A 15,220-nucleotide genomic window follows, 5' to 3' on the forward strand; every position below is an offset into this window, starting at 1 on the left:
GCTTTCCAACCGACGTGGCAGGAGGCCGCCATGGCACGGAGAACAAGGCTCATCTCAGGGCTGCTGATGTCCGGAGCACTCCTCGTGACCTCGCTGGGGGTGGGCGGAATGGCGTCCGGCGACGACACCGCCCCGGCCCGGGTGAGCGCGTCCGGTGACGCCCCGGCGCACTCCGCACACCAGGGGCACACGATGGCGGCGTCCACCCGCGCCACCGCGGACGACCGGGACGGCGACGGCTACGTTCCCGCGAAAACGCCGGTCACCGGCGTGAAGCCAGCGGTGAAGGAACCACCCCACCGCTACTTCCACGAGTTCCAGGCGAACTGCACGGTGACGCACACCAAGCCGGACGACCCGATCGTCTACCCCGGCCGGCCGGGCAGCTCCCACGACCACACGTTCATGGGCAACACGACGACGGACGCCCACAGCACCACGGACTCCCTGAAGAACGGCAGCACCAAGTGCAAGGCGCCCGGCGACAAGTCGGCGTATTGGATGCCCACGCTGTCCAAGGGCGGCCAGCCGGTTCTGCCCGTGGGGCCGCAGGTCATCTACTACAAGTCGGGCGTCACCGACTACACCAGCGTGCGCCCCTTCCCGGAGGGGCTGCGTTACGTCGTCGGCAGTCCGACGCAGACCGCGGAGGAGTTCCGCCGCCACCCCGGCTTCGTGGAGGGCTGGGAGTGCGGTGAGAGCTACTTCAACGTCGACTTCCCCAAGAGCTGCCCCACCTCGGCGGACACCCAGCTCAACATCCGCTTCCAGGCGCCGAGTTGCTGGGATGGCGAGCACCTGGACACGCCGGACCACCAGAGCCACATGTCCTACCCGAAGGTGCGGGCCGGCACGAACGACAACATCTGTCCCGCGTCCCACCCCGTGGCGCTGCCGATGATCGAGTTCAAGATGGCGTTCCCGGTCAACGGCGACCTCTCGCAGGTGCGGCTGTCGAGCGGCGCGGGCTACTCGTTCCACTACGACTTCTTCAACGCGTGGGACGCCCCGACGCTCAAGGCTCTGGTCGACCACTGTGTCGTCGGCGGGCTGCAGTGCGACGCCCGTGGGTACGACGAGACGCACCCCGAGGCCGGCGCCGCGCTCGACGAGAACTACGAACTGCCGTGACCGGTCCCGCCGCGCCGCCGCGAGCCCACCCCTCTCACCCCCCAGGAGGCCCCCGCATGCCCGCAGCCCGCCCGTCCCGGCCGACAGGCAGACGCCTGGCCGTCCCGCTCACCGTCGCCCTGCTCGCCACCGGCGCCCTCACCCTGCCCGACCGGCAGGCCGAAGCAGCCGGAAACGTCGTCGAGGTGACCGGATCACAGGGCGACTGGCAGCTCTCCGTGAACGGCTCCCCCTACCAGATCAAGGGCCTGACCTGGGGCCCGTCCGCCGCCGACGCCGACAAGTACATGCCCGACGTCAAGTCCATGGGCGTCAACACCATCCGCACCTGGGGCACCGACGCCTCCAGCAAGCCCCTGCTCGACTCGGCCGCCGCCCACGGCGTCAAGGTGATCGCGGGCTTCTGGCTGCAGCCCGGCGGCGGCCCGGGCAGCGGCGGCTGCGTCGACTACCTCACCGACACCGCGTACAAGAACCAGATGCTCGAAGAGTTCCCCAAGTGGGTGCAGACCTACAAGGACCACCCCGGTGTCCTGATGTGGAACGTCGGCAACGAATCGGTGCTCGGACTGCAGAACTGCTACAACGGCACGGAGCTGGAGCGCCAGCGCGACGCCTACACCGCCTTCGTCAACGATGTCGCGAAGAGGATCCACTCCGTCGACCCAGACCACCCGGTCACCTCGACAGACGCGTGGACCGGCGCCTGGCCGTACTACAAGAAGAACGCCCCCGACCTCGACCTGTACGCCGTGAACTCCTACAACGCGGTGTGCGACATCAAATCGGCCTGGGAGCAGGGTGGTTACACGAAGCCCTACATCGTCACCGAGAGCGGACCCGCGGGCGAGTGGGAGGTGCCCGACGACGCAAACGGCGCGCCCGAGGAGCCCACCGACCTGGCCAAGGCGGCCGGTTACACCAAGGCGTGGGACTGCGTCACCGGCCACAAGGGCGTCGCGCTCGGCGCCACGATGTTCCACTACGGCACGGAGTACGACTTCGGCGGCATCTGGTTCAACCTCCTTCCCGCGGGCCAGAAACGGCTCTCGTACTACGCGCTGAAGAAGGCGTACGGCGCCGACACCTCCCGCGACAACACCCCGCCGGTCATCTCCGCGATGACCGTCGAAGGGGACGCCTCCAAGGTTCCGGCGGGCGGCTCGCTCACCCTCACCACCAAGACGACCGACCCCGACGGGGACACGCTGAGCCATGAAGTCCTCGGCAACAGCATGTACATCGACAAGGACAAGAACCTGACGCCACTGCGCTTCACCCACGAGGGGTCCGGCCGGCTGAAGGTCACCGCCCCCGACCGGACCGGCGTGTGGAAGATCTACGTCAAGGTCACCGACGGCAGAGGCAACGTGGGCGTCGAGACGCGGTCGGTGCGCGTGGTCGCCCCGCCGGTCGACGGCACGAACATCGCCCTCGGCAGGACGGCGACGGCGTCCTCCCACCAGACCGGTGGAGGTGACTGTCCCTGCACCGCCGCGGGCGCCGTCGACGGCAAGGTCACGACCCGCTGGGCCAGCGACTGGAGCGACCCCCAGTGGCTCCGCGTCGACCTCGGCTCCAGCCAGTCGTTCCGGCACGTCCAGCTCAACTGGGAGACGTCGTACGCGAAGGCGTACACGATCCAGACCTCCGACGACGGGCAGAACTGGCGGACCGTCCACGAGGTGAGGGACGGCAACGGCGGCATCGACGACTTCGACGTCAGCGGCACCGGTCGCTACGTGCGCGTCAACGGCACCGCCCGTGGCACCGGTTACGGCTACTCGCTCTACGAGTTCGGCGTCTACCGCTGAGCCGGACCGCCGTGCACCCCTGCCGGAGAGCGCTCTATCTCCCTGCCGCGCCGAGAAGTTAGAGTGCACGCATGGAGAGACGGTCGCTGACGCTCGAGGACGTGGCACGCGAGGCGGGGGTCTCCCGGGCGACGGTGTCACGGGTGGTCAACGGAGTGCGCAACGTCGACCCGGCCATACGCGACCTGGTGCGCGACGCGATCGAGCGCACCGGGTACGCGCCCAACCGGGCGGCGCGCTCCCTGGTCACCCGGCGCACGGAGACCATCGCCCTGGTGATCTCGGGCGCGGGGGAGGAGGGCGACGCGCCGCGGGAAGGCGATCGCCCCGGCGACGGCGTACAGAACGCCTTCGCGGCCCGCGTGTTCGCGGACCCCTTCTTCGGGCGGGTGGTCAGCGGCGTGGTCGGCTTCCTGCGGCCGCGTTCGATGCACCCGGTCCTGATGGTCGCCGAGAGCGAGGCGGCCAGGAAGCAGGTGACGGGCTTCCTCCGGCAGGGCAGCGCCGACGGCGCCCTCGTCGTCTCCACGCACGCCGAGGATCCGCTGCCCTCGCAACTCGTCGCCGAAGGGCTGCCCGCCGTCTGCTTCGCGCGGCCCGCGCTGCCCGTCCCGATCAGCTACGTCGACCTGGCGCACCGCGAGGGCGGACGGCTGGCCGCGGAGCACCTCCTGGCGCGCGGGCGGCGCAGGCTTGCGACCGTCACCGGACCGCTGGACCTGCCCGCCTGCCAGGAGCGGCTCGCCGGTTTCCGCGAGGCGCTGGAGCGCGCGGGAACGGCGTACGTGCCGATCGCGGAGGGCAACTTCACCCGGGAGAGCGGGGTCGCGTCGATGGCCCGGCTGCTGGCCGAACACCCCGGCCTGGACGGGGTGTTCGTGGCCAACGACCTCATGGCGCAAGGTGTGTGCGAGTTCCTGCGGGAGCGCGGCATGCGGGTGCCGCAGAACGTGGCGGTGGTCGGCTTCGACGACTCCAGCGTCGCCCTCACCTGCGGGCCGCCGTTGACCACCGTCCGCCAGCCGGTGGAGGAGATGACGGCGGCCATGGCGGGACTGCTCCAGGAGCACATCCAGGGCACTCGCACGGAACCGACCTCGCTCATCTTCGAGCCGGAGCTGGTGGTGCGGGACTCGGCGTGACGATCGGGGGCCGGCCGCGTCAGCGGATGGTGACCTGAACGACGTTGGACACGGCGCCGCTGCCGACGACGCGGATCTTGTTGAGGCCCCTGATGCCGAGCTTGACCCGCAGGTTGTAGGCCCCCGCCTTGTTGGTCCTCATCTTGATCGGCAGCGACACCCAGCCCTTTTTCTGAAGCTGCTGGAGCGTCACCTGCGTACCCGCCCGCAGACGGGTGCTGGAGCCGTACACCCGGAACTGCTCCCACGCCCTGATCGATCTGACCGTGGCCTTGGCCGACAGGGTCGCCTTCTTGGGCGCCGTCTGTTGCGCGTACGCGGGTGTGAGGTGTCCGGGACCGGCGACGGCCAAAGCCGGGGTCACCGGGGCGGCAGAGAGCAGCAGGCCGGCGGAGAGAGCGACAGTACGGGACAGGGTGGGACGCATGAGCACTCCAGGGGTGGGATCGGTGCACGACCCGCTCACCGTAGGGAGAAAAGAGGCTTTTCCACTGAAATGACATGCGGAGAAATGGGGGACAGTCCCACGAGCGGAGCGCGTGAGCGGCCGCGTCCCTGTCCCACGAAGGCGCGGCCGCTCAGCTCGGAGGTGGGGCCACCCACTGACCGTTCAGCGGCCCCGCAGGATGTCACCCCTGCACTGGACGCGTGCCCACAGTGCGAGCGGCTACACACATTCATCGTGCGACCCAGGCCAGTACGCCGCCGAGGACGAACAACAGGCACATGGCGATGTTGGTCCGCTTGTAGGCGACGAGGACGGCCGCGAACTCACGGATCGTCGCGTTCGGCCAGAAGTACGCCGCCGTGGTCGAGCCGACCACCTGGCCCCGCACACCGATCCGCCGGGCGAGGAGCGCGGCCCGGAAGGCGTGGTAGTTGTTCGTGACGATGACGCAGCGGTAGCCGGGATCGGACTTCTCCATGATCGCCTTGCTGAACCGCAGGTTCTCCTCCGTCGTCGTCGACCGGTCCTCGCGCTCGATCAGGTCCGCGGGAAATCCGCGCTCCGTCAGGTAGTCGGCCATGGCGTGGGATTCCGGGAGTTCCTCGTCCGGCCCCTGCCCTCCCGAGGCGATGAGCACCGGCGCCGCGCCGCGCCGGGCGAGCTGCGCGTGGACCTCTTGTGCCCGCAGGAGCCGACTGGCGAGCAGCGGGGGCACCGTGGTCCCGCCGAGGAGACCGGAGCCCAGCACGACCACGTAGTCGGCCTTGCGGCGGATGCGCAGCCGGCCGTAGAGGAACGCGTAGACGACGAAGCTCAGGAACAGGAACGAGAGGTAGCAGGCGAGACCGAGCGCCGCCACGCCCACTCCGATCATCACAGGCGTCCGCAGGACGGCGGCCGTGACCACCAGCGCCACGACGCCCACGACGCACAGCGCGCCCATCAAGGAGAGCAGGTTGGAGGGGCTCCTGCCCTCCTTGCGCACCATCCGCAGGCCGTTGAGGAAGAGCAGGCACACCAGCACGAGGATGCCCACCGCCCCCAGGGCGAGCAGCGAAGAGGCGATGACGAGCCCCGACGTGGAGCCGGACGAGAGCAGCCGGTACATCCAGGCCGCGAGGGCGCAGAGCGCGGCGAGCCCCAGGAGCACCGCGTTGCCGAACCGGCGGCGCTCACGCACCATGCGCCAGCAGAAGGCGAGGAAGAGAAGCACCGCCGGGGCGTAGACCATCATGTGCACGGGCCGGGGTCAGCGGACGACGTCGAAGACGTTCTTCTGCAGGCCGTTGGCGTACGCCTCGTGCTCGACGAGCCGCAGCTTCTGGGTGTCCTTGTCCGTGTCGCTGAACAGCCGCTTGCCTGCGCCGAGCAGGAGCGGGAAGACGAGCAGGTGGTAACGGTCGATCAGACCGGCGTCCGAGAGGCTCCGGTTGAGGGCGGCACTGCCGTGGACGATGATCGGGCCGCCCTCCGTCTCCTTCAGCGCGGCGACCTCGTCGAGCGAGCGCAGGATCGTGGTCTCGCCCCAGTTCCCGACCAGGTCGTCCGCGCCGAGCGTGGTGGAGACGACGTACTTGGGCATCGCCTTGTAGCCGGCGAAGTCCTCCATGTCCGGCCAGAGTGGGCTGAACGCCTCGTAGCTGACCCGGCCCAGCATCAGCGCGGCGGCCTCCTCCTGCTCCCGCCCCTTGATCTCGAACGCCTCCGGGAGGAACTCGACGTCCTTGAACGTCCACCCGGAGTTCCGGTAGCCGGGCTCGCCGCCGGGGGCCTCCACGACGCCGTCGAGCGAAACGAAAGCGGTGCTGATCAAGGTGCGCATCTGAGGTCTCCTGGATGTCTCGGTCGCTGATTATCACTCATGACCGCGGGACACGGAGAAACTCATCGATCTTCGCCCGTTTTTCCGGCACGTGACGTCACGTGCCGTCACGTGCTGATCAGCGGCGTCCGCGCAGCCGGGAGAGGAGCGAGCGGGCCTGCGCGCGCTTGCGCGGGTCGGCGGCGGCCCGGCGCACGGTACTGACCGTGCGTCGGCCCTGCGGGGTGCGGCTGTACGCCCTGATGCGTGCGAGCAGTCCGGCCATGAGGTCCTCCTGGGCTCTCACCGCCGTGGCGGCGGGATGTGGTCGTTGGTTGTCGGGTTGTCGGGTCCTGTTCCCCGTACCCCGAGCGGACCCATGGAACCGTGTCTGAGTGTCCGCTTCGGGGGCAGCCGGAAGACATGGCTGTTCTCAGGAAATGCGCACGCCCCATGCTCGCCTCCGTCTTCGTCACGGGCGGGCTGCACACCCTCAGGGACCCGCAGCGCGTGGCTCCCGCGGCCGAGCCCGTCACGGCTCCACTGGCGTCACGGATACCGTGGCTCACGGAGGACCCCGAGCGGCTCGTCCGCGTCAACGGCGCGGTGCAGCTGGGCGCGGGTCTGATGCTGGCGACCGGGCGCCTTCCGCGCGTCGCCGCGCTCGCGCTGGCGGGCACGCTCGTGCCGACGACCCTGGCCGGGCACGCCTGGTGGAAGGAGAAGGACCCCGAGCAACGCGCGGCCCAGCGCACGCAGTTCATCAAGAACGTCTCACTGTTCGGCGGGCTCCTGCTCGCGGCCGCCGACACACACGGCAAACCGTCCGTCGCCTACCGCACCCGCAGCGCGGCCGCGTCCGGCCGGCGGACCGCCCGCCGGACCCGGCGCGACGCCACGAAGACGTTGAGCGGCGCGGCGGGCAACGCGGCAGGGGCCGTCCGCTCGGCGTCCGCGAACGCCCAGAAGGCTGTCGCGCGGCACAGGTGAGTGGCCGGGGTGAAGGGTTGCGGCCTCTGTTGTGCAAGCGCTTGCTGGTGCCGTGAGCCGATGGCACCCTCGTGCTCGGCCGGAGGCCGATCCCCCCACCCCCCACCACTCGCAGGAGCACGCCGTGAACCGCACCGGGAAGACCCTGACCACAGCGGGCGGCACAGCCGTGGCCGTCCTCGCGGCCTGGGCCGTCGCCGCCCCCGGATCCATCGGCATCTCGGCGGCCCCCGCCGGGCGTGACGACGCCGGGGCGCCCGCCCACGAGCGCGCCGGGAAGGCTTCCGCGCCCAGCGGCGTGCTGTGGGACGGGGATGCCTCGAACGGCCTCGATGTCTTCGGCACCACCCTGTGCGACGCGCCGGGAAGCGTCACCGTCGACAACTGGGGCGGCGCCCGCGGCGACATCTTCAAGTTCAACAAGCCCATCGGCGTACCCCGTTGCGAGGCGCACAACGTGCGGACGGCGAACGGGGAGTACACCTTCCGCGACGGGCGCACGTACTGGTTCGGCTGGGACTCGATGACCAAGACCGGCGAGGCCCAGACCGTCTTCCAGTGGAAGTCCAACGGCACCAACGACCAGCACAGCCAGAACTACCCCGTGATCATGAAGGTGGAGGACGGCAAGCTGAAGGTCTGGTACGTCGCGCCCGGCGAGGAGTGGATGCCCATCGGGTCGGCCGCGTGGTCGGCGGGCACCTGGCACGCGGTCCAGCTCGGCATCACCACCAGTTCGGGCGGCGCCGGAAAGCTCTCGGTCCACCTCGACGGGCGGGAGATCGCCTCCCGCGGCGGCGCACGCACCTGGGACGACCTCGGCAACAAGCCGCGCTGGGGCACCTATTGGGGCACCGACGCGAGCACGGCCGCCATCAACTGGATCGACGGTCTCGCCATGGGGGAGAGCCGGGCCGACGTCGACTGACGGCACGGGCCGACGGCGTGGCCGAAGGTGGTTCGTCCGTCAAGTCCTGGGAACTCGGGACGATATGACGATACGTGAGGAACAGAGCGGACCGTCCGGCATGGGGGAGATGGAGCGCGGCACGCCGCAGCGTCTCGAAGCGCGTTACCGGATGTGGACCCTGGCATGGAGTGCCCTGTGTGTCCTGTTCGCCGTGTGGTCGCTGGCCTGGGGTGTCGGCGCGGCCACGGGCGCGTCCGACGCGTGGGCGTACAGCGTCGCCGGCCTCGTCCTGCTGGCGTGCGCGCTGTGGGCGCGCCGCTCGGCCATCCGCAACAGCCCGCCGCGGCATCTCTGACAGGCGACCGCCGCGCAGGTATGTGACGGGCATACGGGGATACGCTCCACATATGCGACATCATGATCTCCTCGTTCTCGGCGCGGGCACCGGCAACGCACTGATCGACGACCGTTTCTCCCACCTGGACGTGGCGCTCGTCGCGGAGGGCCCCTTCGGCGGCACCTGCCTCAACGTGGGCTGCATCCCCAGCAAGATGCTCTCCGTGACGGCCGAGGTGGCCGACACCGTCGGGGAGGCCGGGCGGCACGATGTGCGGGCGACGCTGGACGGTGTCGCGTGGCCGGCCGTCCAGAAGCGCGTCTTCGGAAGGCTCGACGCCGTGGCGCGCGAAGGCGAGGAAGGCCGCCGCGCCTCGGACTTCGTGACCGTCTACCGCGGGCGCGCCCGGTTCACCGGTGAGCGCCAGCTCCTGGTGGAGACCGAGGGCGGGCCCGAACACGTCAGCGCGGACCGCGTCGTCATCGCGGCGGGCGGCCGCCCCGTGGTCCCGCCGCCGGTCGCCGAGTCCGGTCTGCCCTACGAGACGTCCGACACCGTGATGCGGCTCGACGCGGTACCCGAGCGCATGGTCGTTCTCGGCGGCGGCTACATCGCCGCCGAACTGGCGCACGTCTTCCACTCGGCGGGCACCGCCGTCACCGTCGTCGAGAAGCAGGACAGACTGCTCTCCGAGCAGGACGAGTCGGTCGCCTCGGCCTTCACCGACATCGCGCGCGACAGCTACGACCTGCGCCTCGGCCGGGAACTGGTCCGCGTGGAGGGGAGCCCGGGGCAGCTGCGGCTGACCCTCGACGACGGCGCGGTCATCGAGGCGGACACGCTGCTCGTCGCCGTGGGCCGCAAGCCGAACAGCGACCGGCTCGACCTGGACCGGGCCGGCATCGCCTGCGACGACAACGGCCTGATCGAGGTCGACGCGCAGCTGCGTGCCGGCGCCGCCGGAGTCTGGGCACTCGGCGACATCGCCGCCGGACCGCCCCTGAAGCACGTGGCCAACCGGGAGGGCGAGGTGGTGGCCCACAATCTCCTGCACCCCACCGAGCCGCGCTCGATGTCGTACGACGTGGTGCCCGCGGCCGTGTTCACCCGGCCCCAGATCGCCCAGGTGGGGCTCACCGAACAGGAGGCCCGGGAGCAGGGGCGCGCCTACACGGTCGGTACGTGCCGGTACGAGGACGTGGCGTACGGCTGGGCGCTGGAGGATCGCCAGGGGTTCTGCAAGGTGCTGGCCGACCGGGACTCCGGCCGCCTGATCGGCGCGCACGTGCTCGGCCCCCAGGCCGCCACACTCATTCAGCCGCTCGTCCTCGCCATGACGTTCGGACTGGCCGGACGGGATGTCGCGGAACGCCCGCTGTGGATTCATCCGGCCCTCACCGAGGTGGTCGAGAACGCGCTTCTCGACCTGGACCCCGACAACCGGCGGCGGCGACCGGCGATGTGACACAGGGGCAGACAGCGCGGGATCACGGGAGGCCTGGTGGCAGGTCTCCCGTTTTCACGTGATCACCAAGATTAAGTTAGGTTAGCCTTCCCTCAGTGCCGCTGCTCGACGGGGTGCGTCCGCGTCCCCTCCGTCGGCACCGCCGCCGACGCGCCGAACGTGCCGCCGGTGCCTGTCCCCGAAGGAGCCAACCGATGAGCCAGACCCTGTCGCCCGAGCGCGTCCGCGCCGACATCGCGGAGCTGCTCGACTGCGACCCCGCCGAGATCGTCCCCGGGGAGGACCTGTTCGACCTCGGCCTCGACTCGGTGCGGATCATGACCCTGGTCCAGCGCTGGCGTACCGCGGGGGCGAGCACGCTGGAGTTCCCCGACCTGGCCGAGCAGCCCGAACTGGGCCACTGGACGGAGCTCCTGACGGGGCGTGCCGCATGAGCCGCGTCGACCACAGGCACCGGCACCTGGACCGGATCGCGGAGGTCCGGGCGGGTCAGCACGCCGAGAAGGTGGGCTACCCGATCGGCATCCGGCAGGTCGAGGTCGTCCGTACGGCCATGGTCGGCGCGGGCCTGCTGAGGCTCACCCTGGGCGGGCCCGGCACCGAGGGGTTCGAGGCCCATGCACCGGACGAGCACGTGAAGCTCATCTTCCCGGAACCGGACGGCTCGCTGCGGCTGCCCGAGCGGAACGGGGCGATGCTGCGCTGGCCGCGACCGGGTCCCACCTCGCGGGAGTACACCGTGCGCCGCTACGACCCCGTCACGGGCGAGCTCGACATCGACATCGTCCCGCACGAGGGCGGGCTCGCCTCCGACTGGGCGCAGGAGGTGGAGGCGGGGGCCCTCGTGCACGTCGCGGGCCCGCCCGGCGGACTGATCGTCCCGCACACCTATGACCGCTATCTGCTCGCGGGCGACATCACGGCACTGCCCGCGATCGCGCGGTGGCTGGAGGAACTGCCCCGGACCGCGCGGGGCTGGGCGTTCGTCGAAGTCGCCGACGCCGACGAGGAGATCGAGCTGGCCGCGCCCGAGGGCTTCGAGGTGCACTGGCTGCACCGGGGCGGCCTCCCGGCGGGCACGGGCGGCGCGTTGGAGCGGGCCGTGACCGCGGTGAGCGTGCCCGAAGGCGAGCGCGTGTACGTGTGGGTCGCCGGTGAGGCGGGGCAGATCAAGCCCCTGCGCCGCTGGGTTCGTGACGTCCTGGCGCTGGACAAGGCCGACCACGACATCACCGGCTACTGGAAGCGCGGCGTCGCCGACTTCGACGAGGACGACCACTGACCCACCCCTCCCGTACGAGGTGAGCGGCGCACCGCCGCCCGCCCGGGGTGTCCTGCCCATGAGATCACCTACTAAGGTGAGCCTTACCTAAGTAACAAGGAGCGAAACATGTCCATACGCAGATCGTCGGGCCTGATCGGCGCCGTGGCGCTGGCCCTGCTCGTGACCGGGTGCGGGTCGTCGGACGGCGGGTCGGACGACTCGGGCAAGGGCAAGACCCGGGTGTTCGCCGCCGACAACGGCAAGATCACCATCCCGGCCGATCCGAAGCGTGTGGTGGCCACCGGCTACGCCGTCCCGGCCATGATCGAGGGCGGCGCACCCCTCGTCGGCATCTCCTCGTGGAAGCGCGGCGAGCCGATGATGAGCAAGCAGGACCTCGCCACGTACAAGAAGACGCCCAAGGTGGCGGGCGAGCTGGCGACCGAGACCAACTACGAGGCCATCGCCGAGGCCGAGCCCGACCTGATCGTCATCGGTGTCCCCGCCCCCGTGCTCGGCGACATCGACGTCAAGCGGCTCGAAGGCATCGCCCCCGTCGTCGCGATCGGCCCTACCGTCCCGTCCGCGTGGCGCAAGCTGACGCACAAGCAGTCCGACGCGGCCGGCGCGCTAGAGAAGTTCGACGTCGCCAAGGACAAGTACGAGGCCGAGGCCGGCAAGCTGGCCAAGAAGTACAAGGACGTGCTCCCCAAGCTCGAGCTGGCTCACGTCGGCGCGTACGGCGAGACCGCTAAGGGCACGTTCCAGCGGGAGTTCGGCGGTTCGTGGGGCACCAACATCGCCGAGGACGTCGGCGCCAAGTACTACGGCAAGGTCAAGGAGCCCGGGCCCGGTTCCAAGGCGGTCAGCGAGTACCCGTCCATCGAGGAGCTCCCCGCCGCGCTCGGCAAGGCCGACGCCATCACCTACTCGGTCAACGCCGACGGCAGCGTCCCCAAGCCCGTGAAGTACGTCATGGACTCGAAGCTGTGGAAGAACCTCCCCGCCGTCAAGGCCGGCAAGACCTTCCCGATCCGCTACACCGAGGCCGCGACCTACGGGCAGGCCATGCAGACCCTCGACGCGATCGACAAGTCGTTCGCGCCGCTGCTGAAGCGGTGACCGTCGCGGGCCGTGCCTCCGAGGCGGCCGTGACCAGGCGGGCCGTCCCGCAGATCGGCCTGCTCGTCGGCGGCCTCGTGCTGCTGGCCGTCGTCGCCGTGCTCAGCATCGGCATCGGCGCCCGCCCGGTCGCGCCCGGCGAGGTCGTGCGCGCCCTGTTCGACTACCGGGGCGCCAACGACGACCACGTCATCGTGCGGGACGTCCGGGCGCCGCGGGCGCTGCTCGCCATCGCGGTGGGCGCCGCCCTCGCGGTGGCGGGCGCGCTCATCCAGACGCTGGCCCGCAACCCGCTGGCCGAGCCCGGCATCCTCGGGGTCACCGCGGGCGCCGGATTCTCCATCACCATCGGCTCGGCGCTCGGCCTGACCACCGGTCAGGCCGGCGAACTGGGCTTCGCGGTCCTCGGCTCCGTCGCCGCCGCGCTCCTCGTCGCGGCCGTCGGACGGCACTCGCCCCTACGCCTCGTGCTCGCGGGCGTGGCCCTGACCGCCGTCCTGAACGGCGTCGCACTGGGCCTGCGCCTCATGCTCCCGGACACGTTCGACGCGTACCGGTTCTGGTCGGTCGGATCCCTCGCGGCCCGCGAACAGGCGCCACTGGCCCTGCCGTTGACCGTCATCGGCATCGCCCTGCTCGGCGCGCTGCTGCTGAGCCGGGCGCTCAACGCCCTGACGCTCGGCGAGAGCGTGGCGCACACCCTGGGCGCGAACGTCGGCCGGGTGCGGGCCGCCGCACTGGTGCTGATCACCGTCCTCAGCGGCGCGGCGACGGCGGTGGCGGGACCGATCCTGTTCGTCGGGCTGATCGTGCCGCACCTGGTGCGCAGGTCCGCCGGAGGCTCGGTCCCGTGGCTCATCCTGCACACGATGGTCCTCGGCCCGATCCTGCTGCTGATCGCCGACATCGGATCGCGGGTCCTGCTGCCCACCGGCGAGGTGCCGGTGGCCGTCGTGACCGCCTTTCTCGGAGGCCCCATGCTGATCTGGGCCGTCCGCCGCTACGGGGCGGGGTCGCTGTGAGCACACTCGTACTGAAAGCCGAACGACGCACCGTGGTGCTCGCCGCGGCCATGGCCGCCCTGATGCTCGCCCTGAGCCTGCTCGGGCTGTGCTACGGAGCGTCATGGTCCACGCCCGGCGAGGTGGTCGCCGCGCTGACCGGCACCGACCGCTCCGTGGTCATCTCCGACTGGCGGCTGCCGCGCGTCCTCGCCGGACTGGTCTTCGGCGCCGCACTCGGCGTGGCCGGGGCGATCTTCCAGAACCTCACGCGCAACCCACTGGGCAGCCCCGACGTGATCGGCCTCGACGCGGGCGCCTACACCGGCGCCCTGATCTCCCTCACCGTCCTGTCGGGCACCTCCGCCCAACTGGCCACCGGCTCCGTCCTCGGCGGACTGCTCGTCGCGGCCGTCATCTACCTGCTCTCGTTCGACCGGGGCTTCTCCGGGCTGCGGCTCGTGGTGATCGGCATCGCGGTCAACGCGATGGTGACCGCGGTCAACTCGTGGATCGTGCTCCGCGCCGACCTGGAGGTGGCGATCGCCGCGGTCGGCTGGAGCGCCGGCTCCCTCGCCGGCGTCGGCTGGGAGGACCTCGGCATCCCCTTCGCGGTCATCGCCGTGCTCCTCGCCCTCATGGCGTCGCGGGCCCACGCCATGCACCAGGCCTCGCTCGGCGACGCCATCGCGGTCACCACCGGCGTCGGACTCAACCGGCTCCGCCTGCTGATGGTGCTCGTCGGCGTCGGCTGCACGGCCACCGTGACCGCGGTGGCGGGACCCATCGCGTTCATCGCACTCGCCGCCCCGCAGATCGGCCGCAGGCTCGCGGGCGCGGCCGGAGTGCCGCTGCTCCCGGCCGCGCTGACCGGAGCCGTACTGCTCCAAGGAGCCGATCTGCTCGCCCAGATGCTCCTCGCGCCCGTCGCCCTGCCGGTCGGCGTGGTGAGCACCGCCATCGGCGGTTGCTACTTGATCTGGCTGCTGACCAAGGAGGTGGGGCGCGCGTGACCGCACGCCTGACCGCGCGGGACATCACCCTGCGCTACGGAGACCGGGTGGTGTCCACACGGCTGAGCCTCGACGTCCCCGACGGCGCGTTCACCGCCATCGTGGGACCCAACGCCTGCGGCAAATCGACCCTGTTGCGCGCGCTCGTGCGCCTGCTGCGCCCCGACGACGGGCACGTGCGGTTCGACGGCCGCGACGTCGGCGACCACCCGGCGAAGGCACTGGCCAAGCAACTCGGCTTCCTGCCGCAGGACCCGCTGGCACCGGACGACATCAAGGTCCGCCAACTGGTGTTCCGCGGCCGGTTCCCGCACCAGTCGCTGCTGGCGCTGCGGAGCCCCGGCGACGAGGCGGCCGTCACAGAGGCGATGGCCGCCGCCGGCGTCGAGGACCTCGGCGACCGGCCGGTGCAGGAACTGTCCGGCGGACAGCGCCAGCGCGTGTGGATGGCCATGGTCCTCGCCCAGCAGACGCCCTACCTGCTGCTCGACGAACCGACGTCGTTCCTGGACATCACGCACCAGTACCAACTGCTCGGCCTGCTCGCCAGGTTGCGCGACGAGGGCCGCACGGTCATCGCCGTCCTGCACGACATCAACCAGGCCTGCCGCTTCGCCGACCACCTGGTGGCCATGAAGGACGGCCGGGTGGTCGCCGAGGGCGACCCCGGGGACATCGTGGACGCCGCGCTGATCAAGGACGTCTTCGACCTGCCGAGCGTCATCGTCCCCGACCCGGTGACCGATACGCCGATGGTCGTCCCCACACTGCAAGGAGAGTAA

At 70.8% G+C, this 15,220-nt stretch carries 17 protein-coding genes; 13 read left to right on the forward strand and 4 right to left on the reverse strand.

Annotated features, from left to right (window positions below; translation table 11 throughout):
- Positions 1-30 precede the first annotated feature (30 nt).
- The 3 genes from AB0N81_RS34990 to AB0N81_RS35000 all read left to right on the forward strand — a co-directional run bounded on the left by AB0N81_RS34990 (position 31) and on the right by AB0N81_RS35000 (position 4,087).
- A complete protein-coding gene (locus tag AB0N81_RS34990; RefSeq protein WP_365365640.1) occupies positions 31-1,131 on the forward strand; it encodes a DUF1996 domain-containing protein in 1,101 nt (366 codons plus the stop codon).
- 56 nt (positions 1,132-1,187) lie between these two features.
- Positions 1,188-2,945, forward strand: a complete 1,758-nt coding sequence (locus tag AB0N81_RS34995) for a discoidin domain-containing protein (protein ID WP_365365642.1) — start codon at positions 1,188-1,190, stop codon at positions 2,943-2,945.
- A gap of 71 nt (positions 2,946-3,016) precedes the next feature.
- Positions 3,017-4,087: a LacI family DNA-binding transcriptional regulator gene (locus AB0N81_RS35000; RefSeq protein WP_365365644.1), complete on the forward strand. Its 1,071-nt coding sequence runs from the start codon at positions 3,017-3,019 to the stop codon at positions 4,085-4,087.
- A gap of 19 nt (positions 4,088-4,106) precedes the next feature.
- On the opposite strand, the gene AB0N81_RS35005 is transcribed toward AB0N81_RS35000, so the two are convergent.
- The 4 genes from AB0N81_RS35005 to AB0N81_RS35020 form a co-directional block, all read right to left on the reverse strand.
- Positions 4,107-4,514, reverse strand: a complete 408-nt coding sequence (locus tag AB0N81_RS35005; protein ID WP_365365646.1) for a hypothetical protein — start codon at positions 4,512-4,514, stop codon at positions 4,107-4,109.
- Between the two features lie 250 nt (positions 4,515-4,764).
- Positions 4,765-5,769, reverse strand: coding sequence for a YdcF family protein (locus tag AB0N81_RS35010; protein WP_365365759.1), 1,005 nt, complete (start codon positions 5,767-5,769; stop codon positions 4,765-4,767).
- Between the two features lie 15 nt (positions 5,770-5,784).
- Complete coding sequence (locus AB0N81_RS35015) at positions 5,785-6,357, reverse strand: dihydrofolate reductase family protein (RefSeq protein WP_365365648.1); 573 nt, start codon at positions 6,355-6,357, stop codon at positions 5,785-5,787.
- Between the two features lie 118 nt (positions 6,358-6,475).
- On the reverse strand, positions 6,476-6,622 hold the full coding sequence (locus AB0N81_RS35020) for a hypothetical protein (protein WP_365365650.1): 147 nt from the start codon (positions 6,620-6,622) through the stop codon (positions 6,476-6,478).
- Positions 6,623-6,759: 137 nt separating this feature from the next.
- Here AB0N81_RS35020 and AB0N81_RS35025 point away from each other — a divergent pair, with 137 nt between their 5' ends.
- From AB0N81_RS35025 to AB0N81_RS35070, 10 genes are all read left to right on the forward strand, one after another.
- A complete protein-coding gene (locus tag AB0N81_RS35025; protein WP_365365652.1) occupies positions 6,760-7,326 on the forward strand; it encodes a DoxX family protein in 567 nt (188 codons plus the stop codon).
- Between the two features lie 124 nt (positions 7,327-7,450).
- Positions 7,451-8,254 (forward strand): heparin lyase I family protein, encoded by an 804-nt coding sequence (locus AB0N81_RS35030; protein ID WP_365365654.1) that lies wholly within the window; start codon positions 7,451-7,453, stop codon positions 8,252-8,254.
- 64 nt (positions 8,255-8,318) lie between these two features.
- On the forward strand, positions 8,319-8,591 hold the full coding sequence (locus AB0N81_RS35035) for a hypothetical protein (RefSeq protein ID WP_365365656.1): 273 nt from the start codon (positions 8,319-8,321) through the stop codon (positions 8,589-8,591).
- Positions 8,592-8,643: 52 nt separating this feature from the next.
- On the forward strand, positions 8,644-10,038 hold the full coding sequence (locus AB0N81_RS35040; RefSeq protein WP_365365658.1) for a mycothione reductase: 1,395 nt from the start codon (positions 8,644-8,646) through the stop codon (positions 10,036-10,038).
- Positions 10,039-10,232: 194 nt separating this feature from the next.
- Positions 10,233-10,472 (forward strand): phosphopantetheine-binding protein, encoded by a 240-nt coding sequence (locus AB0N81_RS35045; RefSeq protein WP_365365660.1) that lies wholly within the window; start codon positions 10,233-10,235, stop codon positions 10,470-10,472.
- Positions 10,469-11,320, forward strand: a complete 852-nt coding sequence (locus tag AB0N81_RS35050) for a siderophore-interacting protein (protein WP_365365662.1) — start codon at positions 10,469-10,471, stop codon at positions 11,318-11,320. Before AB0N81_RS35045 ends, AB0N81_RS35050 begins: the two co-directional genes overlap by 4 nt.
- 108 nt (positions 11,321-11,428) lie before the next feature.
- The gene (locus AB0N81_RS35055) at positions 11,429-12,424 is read left to right on the forward strand and encodes an ABC transporter substrate-binding protein (protein WP_365365664.1); all 996 of its coding nucleotides are present in this window, start codon (positions 11,429-11,431) and stop codon (positions 12,422-12,424) included.
- Positions 12,421-13,446 (forward strand): iron chelate uptake ABC transporter family permease subunit, encoded by a 1,026-nt coding sequence (locus tag AB0N81_RS35060; RefSeq protein ID WP_365365666.1) that lies wholly within the window; start codon positions 12,421-12,423, stop codon positions 13,444-13,446. The genes AB0N81_RS35055 and AB0N81_RS35060 overlap by 4 nt, the downstream gene beginning before the upstream one ends.
- Before the next feature lie 50 nt (positions 13,447-13,496).
- Positions 13,497-14,438, forward strand: coding sequence for an iron chelate uptake ABC transporter family permease subunit (locus tag AB0N81_RS35065; protein WP_365365761.1), 942 nt, complete (start codon positions 13,497-13,499; stop codon positions 14,436-14,438).
- On the forward strand, positions 14,435-15,220 hold the full coding sequence (locus tag AB0N81_RS35070; RefSeq protein WP_365365668.1) for an ABC transporter ATP-binding protein: 786 nt from the start codon (positions 14,435-14,437) through the stop codon (positions 15,218-15,220). The genes AB0N81_RS35065 and AB0N81_RS35070 overlap by 4 nt, the downstream gene beginning before the upstream one ends.

Source organism: Streptomyces sp. NPDC093510 (assembly GCF_040683555.1).
Classification (GTDB): domain Bacteria; phylum Actinomycetota; class Actinomycetes; order Streptomycetales; family Streptomycetaceae; genus Streptomyces.

Bases quoted from the DNA above. Each gene is read 5' to 3' on its own strand.
- AB0N81_RS34990 (WP_365365640.1), top strand. From the start codon at position 31: ATGGCACGGAGAACAAGGCTCATCTCAGGGCTGCTGATGTCCGGAGCA.
- AB0N81_RS34995 (WP_365365642.1), top strand. From the start codon at position 1,188: ATGCCCGCAGCCCGCCCGTCCCGGCCGACAGGCAGACGCCTGGCCGTC.
- AB0N81_RS35000 (WP_365365644.1), top strand. From the start codon at position 3,017: ATGGAGAGACGGTCGCTGACGCTCGAGGACGTGGCACGCGAGGCGGGG.
- AB0N81_RS35005 (WP_365365646.1), bottom strand. From the start codon at position 4,514: ATGCGTCCCACCCTGTCCCGTACTGTCGCTCTCTCCGCCGGCCTGCTG.
- AB0N81_RS35010 (WP_365365759.1), bottom strand. From the start codon at position 5,769: ATGATGGTCTACGCCCCGGCGGTGCTTCTCTTCCTCGCCTTCTGCTGG.
- AB0N81_RS35015 (WP_365365648.1), bottom strand. From the start codon at position 6,357: ATGCGCACCTTGATCAGCACCGCTTTCGTTTCGCTCGACGGCGTCGTG.
- AB0N81_RS35020 (WP_365365650.1), bottom strand. From the start codon at position 6,622: ATGGCCGGACTGCTCGCACGCATCAGGGCGTACAGCCGCACCCCGCAG.
- AB0N81_RS35025 (WP_365365652.1), top strand. From the start codon at position 6,760: ATGGCTGTTCTCAGGAAATGCGCACGCCCCATGCTCGCCTCCGTCTTC.
- AB0N81_RS35035 (WP_365365656.1), top strand. From the start codon at position 8,319: ATGACGATACGTGAGGAACAGAGCGGACCGTCCGGCATGGGGGAGATG.
- AB0N81_RS35040 (WP_365365658.1), top strand. From the start codon at position 8,644: ATGCGACATCATGATCTCCTCGTTCTCGGCGCGGGCACCGGCAACGCA.
- AB0N81_RS35045 (WP_365365660.1), top strand. From the start codon at position 10,233: ATGAGCCAGACCCTGTCGCCCGAGCGCGTCCGCGCCGACATCGCGGAG.
- AB0N81_RS35050 (WP_365365662.1), top strand. From the start codon at position 10,469: ATGAGCCGCGTCGACCACAGGCACCGGCACCTGGACCGGATCGCGGAG.
- AB0N81_RS35055 (WP_365365664.1), top strand. From the start codon at position 11,429: ATGTCCATACGCAGATCGTCGGGCCTGATCGGCGCCGTGGCGCTGGCC.
- AB0N81_RS35065 (WP_365365761.1), top strand. From the start codon at position 13,497: ATGGCCGCCCTGATGCTCGCCCTGAGCCTGCTCGGGCTGTGCTACGGA.